Source organism: Paraburkholderia sp. XV (genome assembly GCF_020177535.1).
GTDB lineage: Bacteria > Pseudomonadota > Gammaproteobacteria > Burkholderiales > Burkholderiaceae > Paraburkholderia > Paraburkholderia caribensis.
The window spans coordinates 170,089-186,057 of record NZ_JAGUUD010000004.1; the positions used below are offsets into that span (position 1 = coordinate 170,089).

General features: G+C 61.7%; 10 protein-coding genes. 6 read left to right on the forward strand and 4 right to left on the reverse strand.

Features of this window, described 5'->3' with window-relative positions; translation table 11 throughout:
* Positions 1-7: 7 nt before the first annotated feature.
* Positions 8-880, forward strand: coding sequence for an extracellular solute-binding protein (locus KFO72_RS03935; protein WP_225031440.1), 873 nt, complete (start codon positions 8-10; stop codon positions 878-880).
* Entirely contained in the window at positions 877-2,760 is a 1,884-nt protein-coding gene (locus KFO72_RS03940) for an ATP-binding cassette domain-containing protein (RefSeq protein ID WP_176052910.1), read from the forward strand. The genes KFO72_RS03935 and KFO72_RS03940 overlap by 4 nt, the downstream gene beginning before the upstream one ends.
* A 19-nt stretch (positions 2,761-2,779) precedes the next feature.
* On the opposite strand, the gene KFO72_RS03945 is transcribed toward KFO72_RS03940, so the two are convergent.
* The 4 genes from KFO72_RS03945 to KFO72_RS03960 form a co-directional block, all read right to left on the reverse strand.
* Entirely contained in the window at positions 2,780-3,757 is a 978-nt protein-coding gene (locus tag KFO72_RS03945; RefSeq protein ID WP_082845635.1) for a zinc-binding alcohol dehydrogenase family protein, read from the reverse strand.
* Positions 3,758-3,994: 237 nt separating this feature from the next.
* On the reverse strand, positions 3,995-5,347 hold the full coding sequence (locus KFO72_RS03950; protein WP_225031441.1) for a sigma-54-dependent transcriptional regulator: 1,353 nt from the start codon (positions 5,345-5,347) through the stop codon (positions 3,995-3,997).
* Positions 5,344-7,266, reverse strand: a complete 1,923-nt coding sequence (locus KFO72_RS42225) for a sensor histidine kinase (RefSeq protein ID WP_225031442.1) — start codon at positions 7,264-7,266, stop codon at positions 5,344-5,346. Before KFO72_RS42225 ends, KFO72_RS03950 begins: the two co-directional genes overlap by 4 nt.
* A gap of 51 nt (positions 7,267-7,317) precedes the next feature.
* A complete protein-coding gene (locus KFO72_RS03960; RefSeq protein ID WP_054931357.1) occupies positions 7,318-8,664 on the reverse strand; it encodes an MFS transporter in 1,347 nt (448 codons plus the stop codon).
* Positions 8,665-9,054: 390 nt separating this feature from the next.
* Between KFO72_RS03960 and KFO72_RS03965 the strand changes: the two genes are divergently transcribed.
* The 4 genes from KFO72_RS03965 to KFO72_RS03980 all read left to right on the forward strand — a co-directional run bounded on the left by KFO72_RS03965 (position 9,055) and on the right by KFO72_RS03980 (position 14,505).
* Positions 9,055-9,897, forward strand: coding sequence for a MipA/OmpV family protein (locus KFO72_RS03965; RefSeq protein ID WP_225031443.1), 843 nt, complete (start codon positions 9,055-9,057; stop codon positions 9,895-9,897).
* A gap of 1,140 nt (positions 9,898-11,037) precedes the next feature.
* Positions 11,038-12,291 carry a replication initiation protein gene (locus KFO72_RS03970; protein ID WP_233470973.1) on the forward strand — a complete coding sequence of 418 codons (1,254 nt, stop codon included), beginning with the start codon at positions 11,038-11,040 and terminating at the stop codon, positions 12,289-12,291.
* An 84-nt stretch (positions 12,292-12,375) separates the two neighbouring features.
* Entirely contained in the window at positions 12,376-13,527 is a 1,152-nt protein-coding gene (locus KFO72_RS03975; protein WP_035992259.1) for a ParA family protein, read from the forward strand.
* A 12-nt stretch (positions 13,528-13,539) separates the two neighbouring features.
* Entirely contained in the window at positions 13,540-14,505 is a 966-nt protein-coding gene (locus KFO72_RS03980; protein WP_054931360.1) for a ParB/RepB/Spo0J family partition protein, read from the forward strand.
* The last annotated feature ends 1,464 nt before the right edge of the window (positions 14,506-15,969 follow it).

Consider the following 15,969-nt stretch of genomic DNA (forward strand, 5'->3'; position numbering starts at 1 on the left):
AATCGTGATGCGCAAGCTGTTGTTGCCGGGAATCGTTTTGACGGGTCTTCTTTTCGCGGGCGGCGCTTGCGCCGATGAAGGCAAGGTCGAGGTGCTGTACGCGGGTTCGCTGGTGAATCTGATGGAACGCAGCGTCGGTCCCGCTTTCGAAAATGAAACCGGTCTGCATTTTCAGGGCTATGCGGCAGGCTCGAACCTGATCGCCAATCAGATCAAGGGCAAGCTGCGACGCGGCGACGTGTTCATCAGCGCGAGCCCGACGGTCAACAACGGCCTGATGGGGGCGGAGAACGGCGATCATCTGTCGTGGTACGTGAATTTTGCCGAGTCGCCGCTGATGATCGGCTACAACCCGCAAAGCCGCTTCGCCGCCGACTTCAAGAAAAAGCGCTGGGATGCAGTGTTGCAGGAGCCGGGTATCCGCATCGGGCGCACCGATCCCAAGCTCGATCCGAAGGGCGCCTTCACGGTTCAGATGATGACGAAGGCGGCTGTGCTCTATCAACAGCCGGACCTCGTCCAGAAGACGCTCGGCGATCCGGAGAACCCGGCGCAGGTGTTGCCCGAAGAGACGCTGGTTGGGCGGCTGCAATCGGGTCAGCTCGACGCAGGGTTCTTCTATTCGACGGAAACCTCCGATCTGAAGATTCCCGCGCTGCGCCCCGCGCCCGAGTTGCAGGCGAAGGCCAGCTACACGCTGACTATCCTCAATGACGCGCCGAATCAGGCGGGCGCCGCGCGCTTCGTCGACTTTCTGCTGAGCGCGTCGGGACGTGCGTTGCTGAAGCAGCATGGCGTCGATATCGTCAAGCCGGTCGTAACGGGCAACGCGCGGGCCGTGCCGTCGTCCGTGCAAGCCGTGCTCGACGCCGCGCAATGACACGCAAGACCGCGCGGCCGCTGCTGTGGCTCGCCTGCCTGCTCGCCGTCTATCTGTGCGCGCCGTTCATCGCGAGCATTCCGCAGGTGGGCCACGCGGACTGGACAGGCGTCGACTGGCGCGGCACATGGTTGGCTGTCGCCGTCTCGGCGGGCAGCGCGAGCATCGCGGCGCTCGTGATCCTGATCGGCGGGGTGCCGCTCGGCTACTGGCTGTCGCGCTCGACGTCGCGCGGTATGGCGTTGCTCGGCTTTGTCGTGCAGTTGCCGCTCGCGCTGCCGCCGCTCACGAGCGGCATTTTGCTGCTGTTTCTGCTCGGGCCGTATAGCTGGCTCGGCCGGCTGACGAACGGCGCCCTCACCGATTCGTTCGCCGGCATCGTGCTCGCCGAGACGTTCGTGGCCGCGCCCTTTCTGATCGTCGCGGCGCGCTCGGCGTTCGCCGCGATCGATCCCGTCTACGAAGACGTCGCGGCGACGCTCGGACACCGCGCGGGGAGCCGATTCTTCCGCGTCATGCTGCCCCTCGCCTGGCCGTCGATCCGCGCCGGTCTGGTGCTCGCGTGGCTGCGCGCGTTCGGCGAATTCGGCGCGACGGTGATGGTTGCCTATCATCCGTATTCGCTGCCTGTGTACACATACGTCGTGTTCGGCGGCCAGGGCTTGCCCGCGATGATGCCGTTGTTGCTGCCGACGCTCGTCATCGCCGTGTTGTGCGCGGCGCTTTCCGTGGCGTGGCGCGACGGTCGTTCGAGCCTGTTCGAGATTGCCGAAAACGGCGATGCGCCGGACCAGGCCGCGCAGGACGACGCGCGCCCTGCTCTGCCGAATCCGCGTCTTGCGTTCGCGCTCAAGCGCCATCTCGGCGCGTTCGATCTCGACATCGAATGGACGCCTTCGACGCGGCGGCTTGCGATCATCGGCCCCTCGGGTTCGGGTAAATCGCTCGCGTTGAAGCTGATCGCGGGGCTCGAAGGCAATCAAGCGGGATTCGTGCGCCTTGGCGAAACGCAACTGGATGCGCTGCCGCCCGAGCAGCGCCACGTCGGTTACGTGCCGCAGGACTATGGGCTGTTTCCGCACATGACGCTGGCGCGGCAACTGTCGTTTCCCGTCGATTCGGACGCCGCGAGTGCGCGTTACTGGGCCGGGCACCTTGGGCTGTCGGCGCTGATGGAGCGCTTGCCGCGCCAGTTGTCGTTCGGTCAGCGGCAGCGCGTCGCGCTGGCGCGCGCGCTTTCGCGGCACAGCCAGCTTCTGTTGTTCGATGAGCCGTTCTCCGCGCTCGACACGCCACGCCGTCGCCGGCTGCAACAGGCACTGCGTGCGTTGCAGCGCGAAATTTCGGCCGTCACCGTGCTCGTCACACACGATCCCGACGAAGCCGCGCTGCTGGCGGATGAAGTGCTCGTCATCGAACGCGGGCGCGTGCTGCAGGCAGGCGCAGTCGATCACGTATTCCGCCGGCCCGCGTCATTGCAGGTCGCGGCGCTGCTTGGCTTGCATAACGTCGGCGAAGGCGCGATACGCGTGCCGGGTTCGATCGAAACCGCGTCGGGGCTGGCCATCGGCACGGCGGACCGCGCCATTCCTGCCGGCCAGCAGGTGATGTGGCGTGTCGCGCCGTCTTCGATTGCGATCGCGGTGGACGGCGCGTACGCCGGGACCATCGATTCCGTCGAGCTACGGCACGGCGATCTGTTCGCGGTCGCGGATATCGGCGGCATGCGCTTCGATATCGCTTGCGACGGCGAACGGGCGCACGTTCCGCAGCGCGGACCCGCGCGCTTTGCCATCGATCCTCGCGGCGTCAGCGTGTGGACGAGCGGCACGGGTGCCGCGCCGGCGGAAAGCGTCTTGCCGGTTGCTTCGCAGCCTTAGCCCGTGCAAGGCGCTCGCGTCAGGTCAACACGACGATCTTGCCATTCGCTTCGTTTCGCTCCATACAGCGATGCGCCTCGACAATCTCATGCAGACGGAACACCTTGCCGATATTGATGCGCAACTGGCCTCGCTCGATCATGCGAATCAGGCGTGCAAAAGGCGTAGTGACGAATTCCTGTGAACCGCCGCTGTAGACGGTCAGCTTCACCGTGCTCGGAATGGCTGCCAGCGGATCGAAATCGTCGAACGTCCAGGCATTGCCGACGATGCCCGTCATGCAGACGGTTCCGTTCGGTCGCACGCAACGCAGCGAGTCCTTCAGGGTCGTCGCCCCGACGAGGTCGATTGCCTTGTCGACGCCCCCGCCAGGCAGCGCCCTGACTTCGTCGGCGATGCTTCCGGAATCGATCACGACTTCGTCGGCGCCGTTTTCCAGCAGAAACGCGACTTTGGACACGTTGCGTGTGGTCGAGATCACGTACGCGCCCGCATGCTTCGCCAGCGCGGCGGCTGCAAGGCCGATGGACGTCGTCCCGCCACGGATCAGCAAGCGGTCTCCGTGTTGCAGCGCGAGCGCTCTCGACAGCGATCCCCAAGCCGTTTGCAGCATCTCGGGCAACGCGCCGAGTGTTTCCCACGGCAGGTTCGCGTCGAACTTCTTGATCTGGCTTGCCGGCACGCACGTGTATTCCGCGTACCCGCCGTCGAACTGACGCCCCATGCCGCCCATCGCCGTGGCCACGACATCATCCTGTTGAAATTCGCCGCCGGGCGCTGCTTCGACGACACCCACCGCTTCGATTCCCAGAATGCGTGGAAAGCTCACGTCCGGTGAAAGCCCACGGCGCGTGAAAAGTTCGGAACGGTTCAGCCCGAATGCCTTGACGCGTATGAGAACCTCGCCGACCTGAGGCACGGGGACCCGGCGTTCTTCGAGTCTCAACACCTCCGGTCCGCCCGGTGCCCGGATCACTGCCGCCGTCATCGTCGCCATCGCTGTCTCCCTTGTGTCGTTCTCCGGATGCCGGTTCGACGCGGCACGGCGTGCACGCCGCGCGCGATGACACATTCGCGGTTATCCGAGGGTTCCTTTCGTTGTGGCGATACTCGACTGATCAACGCGCGGCTTCCATGATGTAGATCATGAAGGCACGCTGTTTTGATGGCGATGCACGTTCGGCGCGAGCAGCGAACGTGCTATATGCCCGCTGCCGAATGACGATATCGCACCTCACGGATGTGACGTCTGGCGGAACGCGTTAGGATCGATGCCATGGCGGGTAATCTTGTCGTATAGCGTTTTGCGCGGCAGGCCCAGCTGTTCGGCAGCCCTGATCACCTGTCCGCCTGCGCTGCGCAGTGCTTCCTCGATATAGCCGCGCTCCGCGCGCACCATCCGCGACGCAAGCGAATCGGCGCCTGCAGGCGGTTGCGGCAAGCCATCATCGAGGCCGAGCGTAAAACGCTCCGCCACGTTCTTCAGCTCGCGGACATTGCCCGGCCAGTCGTGCAGTTGCCAGCGCATCATGTCTTCCGACGTCCAGGCGGGTTCTGGCTTGCCGTAGCGTGCGCACGCCGCCCGCACGAAGTGGGCGAACAGTTCGGGGATATCGTCGGCGCGTTGGCGCAATGGCGGCAGTTCGATCGACACGACGTTGAGCCGGTAGTACAGGTCTGCGCGGAAATGGCCCTGATCGGAGAGCTGTTTGAGGTCCTGCTTGACGGCCGCGATCACGCGCACATCGATCGCCACGGACGTGTTGCTGCCCAGCCTTTCAATACAGCGCTCCTGAAGCGCGCGCAACAGTTTGGCCTGCAACGCGAGCGGCATCGTTTCGAGTTCGTCGAGGAAAAGCGTCCCGCCATTCGCATATTCGAACTTGCCGATTCTTCGTTGCTGCGCGCCTGTGAACGCGCCCGGCTCGTGACCGAAGATCTCGCTTTCGAACACCGCTTCCGGCAACGCCGCGCAGTTCAGCGCCACGAACGGACCGCTGCGGCGGCTCGCCGTGTGCAGCGTTCGTGCCAGCACTTCCTTGCCCGTGCCCGTCTCGCCGACGATCAACACATCGGCGCCCGTCGGTCCGATTGCGTCGATCAGACTGTGGATACGCTGCATCGGCGCAGACCTGCCGAGCAAGGTCCGTTCGCTGCTCAGTTGCGCGCGCAAACTGCGATTCTCGACGACGAGCTTGCGATGCTCCAGCGCCCGGCGCACGGTATCGAGGAGGCGCTCCGAGTGAAACGGCTTTTCGATGAAATCATAGGCACCTGAGCGCATCGCGCCGACCGCCATCGCGACGTCGCCGTGACCGGTTGTCAGGATGACGGGAACGTCGGCGCCGTCGGGACGCGCCTTGATGCTGTCCAGCAATGCAAGTCCGTCGATGCCCGGCAAGCGGACGTCGCTCACGATCACCGCCGGCGGCGCCTGCCTGAGCGCGGCAAGCGCGCTTTCGGCGTCGGCGAATTCACGCACGGCGATGCCTTCCAGCGACAACGCCTGCGTGCAGCCGAGCCGCACGACAGGATCGTCTTCGACCACGTAGACCAGCATGCTGGCGAAGTTATCGGGCGAGTTCATAGCCTGGTTGTGACCTTTTCCGTGACGCGCTGCAATTCGACGACGAAGACCGCGCCGCTCGATCCTGAATCCGTATCGCGGCTGTTTTTTGCTTCCAGGCGACCGCCGAACTCGTCGACGATGGCCTGCGAGATGACGAGACCCAGCCCCAATCCTTTGCCCGACGGCTTGGTCGTATAGAACGGCTCGAACAGCCGCGACATCGTATGCGGTGCGATGCCGGGACCGCTGTCGGCAATACTGATACGCACGCGCGTATCGACGACCTCGGTGGTGACGAGCACTTCGCGCTTCGCTGCGGCGGCCGCGCTTGCGTCGATTGCGTTGGTCAGCAAGTTCACGAAGACCTGCTCGATCCGTATCGGACTGGCGAGCACGACGACGTCACCCGGCACCGACGCCACGCGCACCGACACGCCGGCAGCCTTGCGATGCGATTCGATCAGCGCGAGAGCCTGTTGTAACGATTCGGCGATCGCGACAGGCTCCCTGCTGGTCGCGTCGTTTCTGGCAAACGCTTTGACATGCGAAATGATCTTGCCCATCCGCGCGGCCAGTTCGTTGATGAGCGTCAGGTTTTTCTTCAGATCCTCCGGACGGTCGAGTTCGGTCATGCGGATCGCGTTGCTGGCCAGTGTCATCACGGCCGCGAGCGGCTGATTCAGCTCGTGAGTAATGCCCGCCGCCATCTGGCCAAGCGCCGCGAGCTTGCCGGCCTGAATCGCCGTGTCGCGCGTATCGCGCAGAATGCGGCGCGCGTCGTCGAGTGCGTCGACCTTTTCTTCGAGCGCGGTGTTGGCGCGCGTCAATTCGGCGGTGCGTTCCGCAATCCGTTGTTCGAGATCGCGCTGCGCCTGTTGCAATGCTGCCCGCGCGCGCTGCCGCTCCTCATTCCGGCTGTTGCGCAGGCGCGCGGCCCAAATCAGCGCAAACACGAGAGCCGTTGCCGCGCCGGCGCTGATGGCGGCGAACGTCGCGCTGCGCTCGTCGTCGGCGTCGTCGGTCAGGATCGCGACTTTCCATCCGAGCGGCCCAACGGGGCGGTAATGCACGTGAAACCACTTTGAGCCTTGCCCCGGTGGCGCGACGAATAGCTTGCCGGGACCGGGCGCTTGTTCGGACTGGCTTGGCGCGGCATCGGCGCGCCCGGCTGTTGCAGACCGCACGGAAAGCGCGGCGAGCGCGGCATCGCCGTATTGCTGCGTCTGCTGGAGCGCGCGCCGCGTCGCATCCGAGAGCGGCGCCAGCGCCCGGTAACGCCATGCCGGCACGGACGAGAGAAACGCGACATTGTCCCGATCGACGAACAGCACGATGTCGCCGCTCTTCGCCAATGCGCTCTCGTAGCCATCCAGCGCCGCCTTGATCGCAACGACGCCCACCACCCGTCGCGCCGCGCCCGAGCCCTCGCTGACAGGCACGGCCAGAAAATATCCCGCCTTCTTCGTCGTGTTGCCCACTCCGTAGAAACGTCCCGTGCCACGTTTCATCGCATCGATGAAATAGGGGCGAAATGCATAGTCGAAGCCCACGAAGCTACCCTCTTCGTCCCAATTGCTCGCAGCCAGGGTTTTGCCGCTCATGTCCATCACGTACGCAGCCGACAGGTCGGCATTCGTCTGGACTGCTTTCAGATAGGCGTTCGCCGCCCGCTGCAGCGCGGGATCGCCGGGCTTCGCGAGCAGCCGCGCAAGCACGGGATCGAGCGCGGCAACGCGCGGCAGCGACTCATAGCGGGCCAGTTGCGACTCGAGTGTCAATGCGTAGAGAGACGCGCGTTGCGCGACTTCGGCTGCGTGAGCGCGCGCGTAGTAATGCAGCGCGGCGACGTACGCGAGTCCCGCGGTCGCGATGCAACACGCGAGCACCGCGAGCGCCGTTGCCGCATGCCGTATCCGTCTCACAGGATGCGTTCTCACGATGCCGTGTCCTCGTGAAGACGGACACCATTGGCGATCTTCAGCGGGACGTCAGTCCTTGATGAGCGAGTGCTTGCCGGTGTCGCGCATGCAGAGGTACACCACCAGCGAGCAAAAAATCGCAGCCGTGACATACCAGTAGAAGAGCGGTTCATGTCCTGCCTGTTTGAGCCATAGCGCCAGATATTCAGCGGTGCCGCCAAAGACGGATACGGTCAAAGCATAAGGAAGTCCAACGCCCAACGCACGGATTTCCGCCGGGAACAGTTCCGCCTTGACGACGGCGTTGATCGACGTGTAGCCCGAGACGATCACCAACGCGGCCATGATCAGGAAGAAGGCGACCCACGCATCATGCGTCTGGCTGATGGCCGTCATGATCGGCACGGTGAACAGGGTGCCAAGTACGCCGAACGCGATCAGAACAGGCCGGCGGCCAATGCGGTCGGATATCGATCCGACGATCGGCTGCAGAATGGCGAACAGGAAAAGCGACGCTGCGGACACCAGCGTCGCGTCGTGCTTGCTCATGCCGACCGTGTTCACGAGGAATTTCTGCATGTAGATCGAGTACGTATAGAACGCGATCGTGCCGCCCATCGTCAGTCCGACGACGGTCAATACCGCGCGCGGGTGCTTGCGCAGTTCCGCAAGCGAGCCGCGCCGGTCCTTCTTGTGTTTCGCCTTCTCGAATTCGCCTGTTTCCTCCATCGTCGAGCGTAGGCGCATGGCGGCAAGCGCGGCAGCCGCACCGATGAAAAACGGAATGCGCCAGCCCCAGCTTTCGAGTTGCTGCGTCGTCAGAAGGAACTGTTGCAGGATCACGAGCAGCCCGAGCGCGAGCAGTTGCCCGGCGATCAGCGTCACATACTGGAAGCTCGAATAGAAGCCGCGATCTTTCGCGGTGGCGACCTCGCTCAGATAAGTCGCGGATGTGCCGTACTCACCGCCCACGCTCAAGCCCTGCAGCAGGCGCGCGAGGACCAGCAGCGCGGGCGCGGCCACGCCGATCACCTCATAGCTCGGACACAGCGCAATGATGAGCGAACCGAAACACATCAGCACCACGGAAACCAGCAGCGCCGAACGGCGCCCGTGGCGATCCGCGTAGATACCCATCAGCCAGCCGCCTATCGGCCGCGCAAGAAAGCCGACTGCAAACACAGCCGCCGTGTTCAGCAACTGTGCCGTCTGGTTCCCGGCAGGAAAGAACGACCGCGCGAAGTACAAGGCAAACGCGGAGTACACATACCAGTCGTACCACTCGATCAGGTTGCCGGCGGAGCCGGAGAAGATCGACTTGAGGCGTCGAAGGCGGTCGCTGGATGCGGCGGGTGCGTTTGAGTGGGATTGCGGCTGACGGGCGGGCGCGGCTGCTTCCGTGTAGCTCGGGTCCATAGTGTCTCCTTGGGTTTTATCGGATGCCGCACGACGCGGCGCGCCCGTATTCGCAACTCCGATGCCAGGTTGGACATGCCACGCCGCCCTTCTAACCCATTGTTTTTATTTGATTTTCATGGGGCGCGAACTTTCTTGCGCCGTGGACTGTGCGGATTGCCGGAATCCGGCCGTTTCGCTGTGCGGCCAGCCGCTCAGATGGTCATAGCGATTGATACGGACGCGAGCGCGTGCAAACGCCTTGCATGGATACACACGCGAACCTGCCATTGATTGAGGGTCAGGTATGGCGTTTGCTGCTCCCGCCGGGTTTCCTCGCATCAACTGAACACGTTACGTGTGGCCGCAACGGACCGCGTCCGCGACCCATAACCCAAGACGTCCGTCGACATGACAAAGCTACCGGTCTACGCCAGCCTCGCCTATCTCATTTGCAGCGCGCCAGCCGCCTTGGCGCAAACGCCGTCGCCCCTTGGCGAATGGCAATATTCCGCGGGCATCCCGCTCGAAAAGCTGTTCAAGCCGGACAACCGGCCTGATTGGGAGGTGCGGATCGGCATCGGTTCAACCTTCGAGCCGCGCTATGACGGGTCCGACCGCTATCACACGCTGGTCGGGCCAAGTACCGACATCCGCTACAAAGACCTCGCTTTTCTTTCGACAGGTGAAGGGCTGGGCGTCAATGTGCTGCAGGGCCCGAACTGGCGCGTGAGCGTCGCAGCCGTCTACGATCTGGGCCGGCGCGCGCACGACGATCCTTCGCGTCTAGATGGCATGGGCAATATCAATCCGTCGCCCGAGGTGAAGCTGGCCGGGGAATACGTGATCTCGAAGGAATTTCCGCTGGTGTTTCGTGGGGCGGTGACGCGTAGCTTCGGCGGGTCTAACGGGTGGGTTGCGGACCTCGGCGCGTATATGCCGTTGCCGGGCAGTTCCGAGAGTTTCTTCTGGTTCGCCGGACCGTCGGTGACCTTCGCCGACTCGAAGTATATGAATAGCTGGTTCGGCGTGAATGCGACGCAGGCGGCGAATTCACGCTACTCGCAATACGACGCCAGCGCAGGGCTGAAATCCGCTGGGTTCGGCGTCACGATGATCTGGTTCGTCAACAAGCATTGGTTCGTAACGGCGGATGGCGCGCTCAAACGGATGCTGGGCAGCGCGGCCAACAGCCCTATCACGCAGACGAAGACGAACGGCGTCTGCGACGTGTCGATCAACTATCAGTTTTAGCGGGCTTCTGCCCTAGGGTTCGCGCTTCGAGGGGATGTCGTAGCGCGGACAGCAGATGGTTCGGGGGACTGCCTGCAGCGGCTTTCTTCCCGTTGAATTACCTGGTGATCCTGATGGTTCATCGAATGGCGCCGTGCACGCGACGGTCGCCGAGCGGGTCGAAATAAGTCTTTCTGGCTTTTTTCGACCAGAGAATCCGATCGCCTCTTCGTCGATAAACACGTACGGCACGCCACTATTTACCGTAAATAATAGATTAATCGGCGTAATGTCCCCGCTTGGGGTGAGCGTGGCCGCGATGCGCGCGCGTCTATGATGAATCGGCGCGAATGTCCCCATCTAGGGTGACTACTACGAGAGGTCCTTTAGCAGCGGGGCGTCGGCAGGGGCACACAAGGCTGACGGGGGCGCTTAGAAGCCTTTTCGCGGCGCTGTAGAAGCAAAAATGGCGTCAATGTCCCCATTCCGGGTGGCGTACGTCGCCGTCCTGATCCACGTCCCCTATTGTCCCCAACTGGGGCGCAAGAACCTGACTGGCGACGAACTGGCTGGCACTTATTTACGATAAATACGTGGGCCGTAAAGTCCGAACTTTGTGAGGCTGAGAAAATTGCGTTTTGCAGTCAGAGAGTTAGCTCTGGTTTTTGTTAACGCTTCGAGCTTCCTTGGATCTCCCGGTGCGTCGAATGTTTGGGTTGTATTCGAATTTCTCGATGGAAAACAGCAACCAAATCCGCTGAGATTGTCCCCGGATGGGGTGTATTGAGGTTTGTATACCGTTTGGTTAACAACGTTTACTTCGTTTACACACCTAGGACCCTTATCCAGTAGGGCTTTCCAGACGTAAACGTCCCCGTTTGGGGCGTTAACCGACCCTGGTTGGGGTGCTATTTCCACCTATACGTCCCCGTCTGGGGCGTTTCACGACCCCAAATGCGGCGGAATCGTCCCCGTTTGTGGTGAATCGATCGAAAGAGGTGTGGACAAGTCTCGTCGCGCAACGCAAATTGGGACGTTTCAACTTTCCGGTCGAATAGATGTCCCGTGGGGTGATTGCGCAGTGGGGTCATTTAGCGCACAATCCCGGGCATGCCCAGATCTTCGCCGACTGAGGTTCGTACTGAAAGCGTCAAAAAGCACGTGGCGGCCATCCACACGAGCGGCGAGCTTTCGCTGCTGGAGCGGAAGCTTTCCAACGTGCTGCTACTGCATTCATACGACAACCTTCTGAACACGAGAACGCACCGTCTACCGGTGCGAACGCTCATGCTCGTACTCGGCTGGACCGAAAGCGAAAACACCGAAAAGCTTCGAGAAGCGCTCAGGCAGCTTGCCACCACGGCCGTCGAGTTCAACGTCATGGATGACGGGCGTGAACGTTGGAGCGTCATGCCGATACTCTCTTTCGCGGAAATTCGCGCGGGCGTCTGCTCGTACCGCTACGACGAGGCGTTGGCCGAGAAGCTTTACGATCCGTCCATTTACGCTACCGTGAATCTCGGCGTGCAGCGCAAATTTTCGAAGTCGCATGCGTTGACACTCTATGAGAATTGCCTGCGTTTTCAGAAGGTTGGCTCAACCGGCTGGATCGAATTGCCCGTCCTTCGGAAACTGCTGGGAGCGACCCAGGAGTATTACGACGACTTTCGCCGCCTGAATAGCAAGGTGATTCAGAAGGCCGTCAAGGAGATCAACGACGTCTCAGACATCAACGTCGACGTCGAGTATCAGCGGCTCGGTCGTTCGGTCACGGGTGTGAAGTTTCTGATCCGGCAAGGCGCACAACAGTCGCTTCTTACGCCCGAGACAGAAGACGAGTTCGCGCACGTCCGCGACAGTGAAATTTATCGGAAGCTTCGGGCTCACGGGATTGGCGACAAGCTGGCGCTCAGTTTCGTCATCGAGGATGAGGAGCGAGCCCGTCTGGTCGTGCAGCTGGCGGAAGAGAAAGACCGCAAAGGTCAGATCAAGCGTTCTACGGCCGGTTTCATTCGGACGCTGATCGAGAACAAGGCCGATGTGTCTGAGCCGGAATACGAAAAAGAGAAACGCGAAAAGGCTCAGAAGCAGGCGGCTGCCGTGCGCACGCGCACCCTCGACGCCCGCATGCAGGAATTGCGGATCGACTTCGATCGCCTCCAGTGCGCTGCAGCCGTGAAGGCGCTGACACAGGATGAGAAGCGCGCGTTTGCCCGTCAGTTCGTCGAAGGCGACGGAGCCAAATATGCGCGCGAGTTCCGTCCCGATAGCCCGGGGCTGTTTTCCGGCTCGGTGGGGCGTGTGAATTTCGCGTCGTGGCTGAGAAACCGCGTGCGTCCGGAATTCGACGCGACAAAGTTCGACGGTTGGCTTTCTGAGAATCACCAGGAAGTTTCGTTGCAACGGAATTCATAAAAATCGCGGTTTTCCGTTGAATAAATGGCTTTCTGTCGAGCCATCTGATATAAGCTGACTGTATCGTCTTTTGCGGATCAGCTAATGAACATCACTATTCAAGACATCGTCGATCAGGCCGCGCGCGCGACTGACATCGTCTCGCAGGTTCGGGGTCGCATGCTGGCTCCCAACGCCCGCAAAAACCCTCCCGTTTTCAACGCTTCCCAGCTTGCTGCGCTGTGCGAAGTCGACAAGAGTCAAATCACTTACCGCACGTCGAAAGGGGACCTTCCCCCGGGAACCGTCAACGCGACGGGCTCGCGGCGCGAATTCTCCTTGCTGGAAGCCCGCGAATGGGTACGCGCCTACCGCGGCAACGCGCTGCGACCGGCGAATGCACCGGCCATGACGGTCGCGATCGGTAACTTCAAGGGTGGCGTCAGCAAGACGACTACGGCGATGACGCTAGCGCAGGGCTTGAGTTTGCGCGGTCATCGCGTGCTGGTGATCGACACCGATCCGCAAGGCTCGTTGACCACGTTGTTCGGCATTCTTCCCGATACCGAGGTCGAGGAAGATTCGACGATCACGGCCTTGGCGACAGGAGATCAAACGAGTATCGAATACGCAATCCGCGAGACGTATTGGGATGGCATCGATCTCGTGCCTGCCTCGTCTTCGCTCTTCAACGTCGAGTTCATCCTGCCGAGCCGGCAAATGAAGGAACCGGACTTCGAATTCTGGAACGTGTTGAACACGAGCCTCGAACAGGCGCGCAGCAACTATGACGTGATCATCATCGACACGCCGCCCGCGCTGAGCTACGGCACCGTCAACGCGTTCATGGCCGCCGATGGCCTGATCGTCCCGACGCCGCCGAATGCACTCGACTTTGCCAGCTCGGCGCAATTCTGGACGCTCTTCAGCGATCTCGCGTCGAACCTCACGGCAGAAACGAACACGGACAAGTCGTTCGAGTTCATTCACGTGCTGCTTTCGCGTGTGGACCCTGCCGATGCTGCCGCGGGCGTTGTGCGGGAATGGATCTCGGCTACTTATGCGGAAAAGGTTCTGCCCGTCGAAATTCCGAAGACGGCGGTGACGGCGGCAAGTTCGGCTGAGTTCGGCACCGTATACGATATTTCCCGATACGACGGCAACGCGAAGACGTACCGAAGGGCGCGCGAAGCCTATGACCGGGTGACGGAAATCGTCGAGCAATCCATTGTGGCCTTCTGGGCGAAGTCAGAATAAGGGGAGGAGTAAATGTCGATCAAGGACAGGCTTGCAAAGAAGACGGGTGACTTGATGGTTCCTGCTCCGTCCCAGGACGCGGGGCGTAGTGCATCGCCGCGTACCGCGCCCGGGCAGATGCTGGCGTTTCGCAGCGCGATGCGCGAAAGCTCGGATCGCGTCTCGCAACTGGAAGCGCAGCTTAAGGAATACGACGGCGCCGTCGCGATCCGGGCGCTCGATCCGAAGACTATCCGGGCGTCAAAATGGGCGAACCGCCAGGATTTCGGTGACGAGAGTTTTGCCGAGCTGAAGTCGTTGATCGCCGAGGCGGGCGGCAACACGCAACCGATCAAGGTACGTCCTTCGGGCGACGGTGAAGGATACGAAATTGTGTTCGGGCATCGTCGGCATCGCGCGTGCATGGAACTCGATTTGCCGGTGAACGCGATCGTCGATGGCGAGATCACGGAGCAAGGTCAGTTTGTCCAGATGGATCAGGAGAACCGCGCGCGGAAAAACCTGAGTCCTTGGGAACAGGGGGTCTGGTACAAGCGTGCGCTCGACGACAAGTTGTGGCCGTCGCAGAACGCGATGGCGAAGGCGTGCGGTCTGTCGCAGGGGAATATCTCTAGCGCGCTGCTCGTGGCCGAGCTTCCGGCCGAGGTGGTTGGTGCGTTCCCATCCCCGCACGATATCCAGTTTCAGGCTGCGCGGAAGTTGTCGGTCGCGCTCAAGAAAGCTGCCGACGAGGTCGTCCAGCGGGCGGTCGAGCTTGCTGAGGATTCGTCGCGTACGGCTCCTGAGGTGCTGGCTGCGTTGCTGGCGGCGGCTCGGCCCGCGGCTCCTGTCCGGAAGGAAGAGGAGGTTGGGATCGAGCGGAAGGGAGAACTGCTGGTGATTCGTTTGCGCGCGAGCGGTGTGCCGCAAGATCGCGTGGAAGAGTTGCGGCAGTTGATTACTGGATTTCTTGAGGATGTGCAGTCGGCGGCTGATTGAGGTTTGCGCGGGTGCCCGTCTGGTCGACGGCGGGCACCCGGTCTAATGTGATTTGTTCGTGTTTGGTAGTTGAGTGTTTTCTCTCAGGCGGCGTTCGTTTCTGTGGCGCCGCTTTTCTTTTTGATCATTCGACCAGTCTCTCTCCCCACTCTCCGCGATTTTTCTGACACTGCGCTTCTGGCGGCTGTGCGTTTTTGTGTGGCGTCGCGCGTGGGCTGGCTTCAGGCTCTGGTGATCGTTCGGGGCACCGGGAAGGGATTCTCAGGATCGGGTCCATCACGCGTTGTAGGCGAACCCAGTTGCTGTGTGACCGTGTTCAGTGTGTGCGGTGCCGGTGGCTGTTTGAGGGCGGCGCGGAAATTCTTTGGTGGGTTATTTACGGTAAATAGGGCTGTGCAGGTGACCGGGTGCGTGCTCTCGCGCAATCCTTCGCGTCGCCGCGCGGGAAAGTGCGCACGAGAAGTTTGCCGCGTTCGAAGATCGGCTTAACGGAGGTCGGACAGTGGGGGCTATTTACCGTAAATAACCGGCGCTGGTTGAAGCGGTGAGCGCACTAATCATCGCGTCTGAAAGGTATTTACCGTAAATAGCTGGCCGACGGCTCGCGGAAATGACAAATGGACTTTGGCCGGTTCCGGTGAGGCGTTGCTGCGCGTAGGCGAGTAGTCATGCTCCGAGCGCATCGAGGGTGGCAGACTCCCACACGTTCCCCAAGGTCGAGGACAGGTACTTGGGCGCCGATTGATCGAGCGCGACCTTGTCGCGACGGTGGGTTATCGATGCACCTCGCCGAGCCATATCCGCGCGCGATTATGCAGGTGCGATGGCCGTCGTAGGCTGGTCGATCGACGGCCATCGCGCCTTTGGAAGCTGAGGACTCTGGCCGGCGATCGAGATTCTTCGTCCGGATGTGGCGCGAGAGTCGGCATCTCGAGTGAACCGTGCGTTACCAGTCCACGTACCCCGCAACCGGAGCGTCAATCGTCTCGGATAAATCGTGACGGGTCCGTAGCCACGAAAAGCGCATGGAGCACGTCAGCCGTATCTTTCAAAAACGCGGACGGTCGCCCCGTCTTGGACAAGAAATGAGGACGTGCTCCCACAGTGACACCATGGCTCTTAGCGTGTCACGTGCTAGACCAACGACCGCTGTCCTGTGGTGATCGAATGCAGTTTCGTCGTTCCATGTGTATGGTCAGTCCACGGCATTAATAAGCCCGGGTCGGGTGCAGTGGCCGATGACGTGAGACGGCGATCGAGTGGATGCGGCAGCTGCGACGAGCCCAATTTTTGAAGATCGGTGCCTTTTCGGATCTTTGGAGCCGAGGCGAGATGAACTGCGGTAGCGGCCGTAGCCAAGCCTCTCGGGCGAATGAGCCTCTCGCGCGTTGCAGCGACAGCGACACGAGCAGGAGCAGGAGCAGGAGCAGGAGCAGGAGCAGGAGCAGGAGCAGGAGCAGGAGC

Coding starts and splice junctions, on each gene's coding strand:
- KFO72_RS03935 (WP_225031440.1), top strand. CDS start 8: ATGCGCAAGCTGTTGTTGCCGGGAATCGTTTTGACGGGTCTTCTTTTC.
- KFO72_RS03940 (WP_176052910.1), top strand. CDS start 877: ATGACACGCAAGACCGCGCGGCCGCTGCTGTGGCTCGCCTGCCTGCTC.
- KFO72_RS03945 (WP_082845635.1), bottom strand. CDS start 3,757: ATGGCGACGATGACGGCGGCAGTGATCCGGGCACCGGGCGGACCGGAG.
- KFO72_RS03950 (WP_225031441.1), bottom strand. CDS start 5,347: ATGAACTCGCCCGATAACTTCGCCAGCATGCTGGTCTACGTGGTCGAA.
- KFO72_RS03960 (WP_054931357.1), bottom strand. CDS start 8,664: ATGGACCCGAGCTACACGGAAGCAGCCGCGCCCGCCCGTCAGCCGCAA.
- KFO72_RS03965 (WP_225031443.1), top strand. CDS start 9,055: ATGACAAAGCTACCGGTCTACGCCAGCCTCGCCTATCTCATTTGCAGC.
- KFO72_RS03975 (WP_035992259.1), top strand. CDS start 12,376: ATGAACATCACTATTCAAGACATCGTCGATCAGGCCGCGCGCGCGACT.
- KFO72_RS03980 (WP_054931360.1), top strand. CDS start 13,540: ATGTCGATCAAGGACAGGCTTGCAAAGAAGACGGGTGACTTGATGGTT.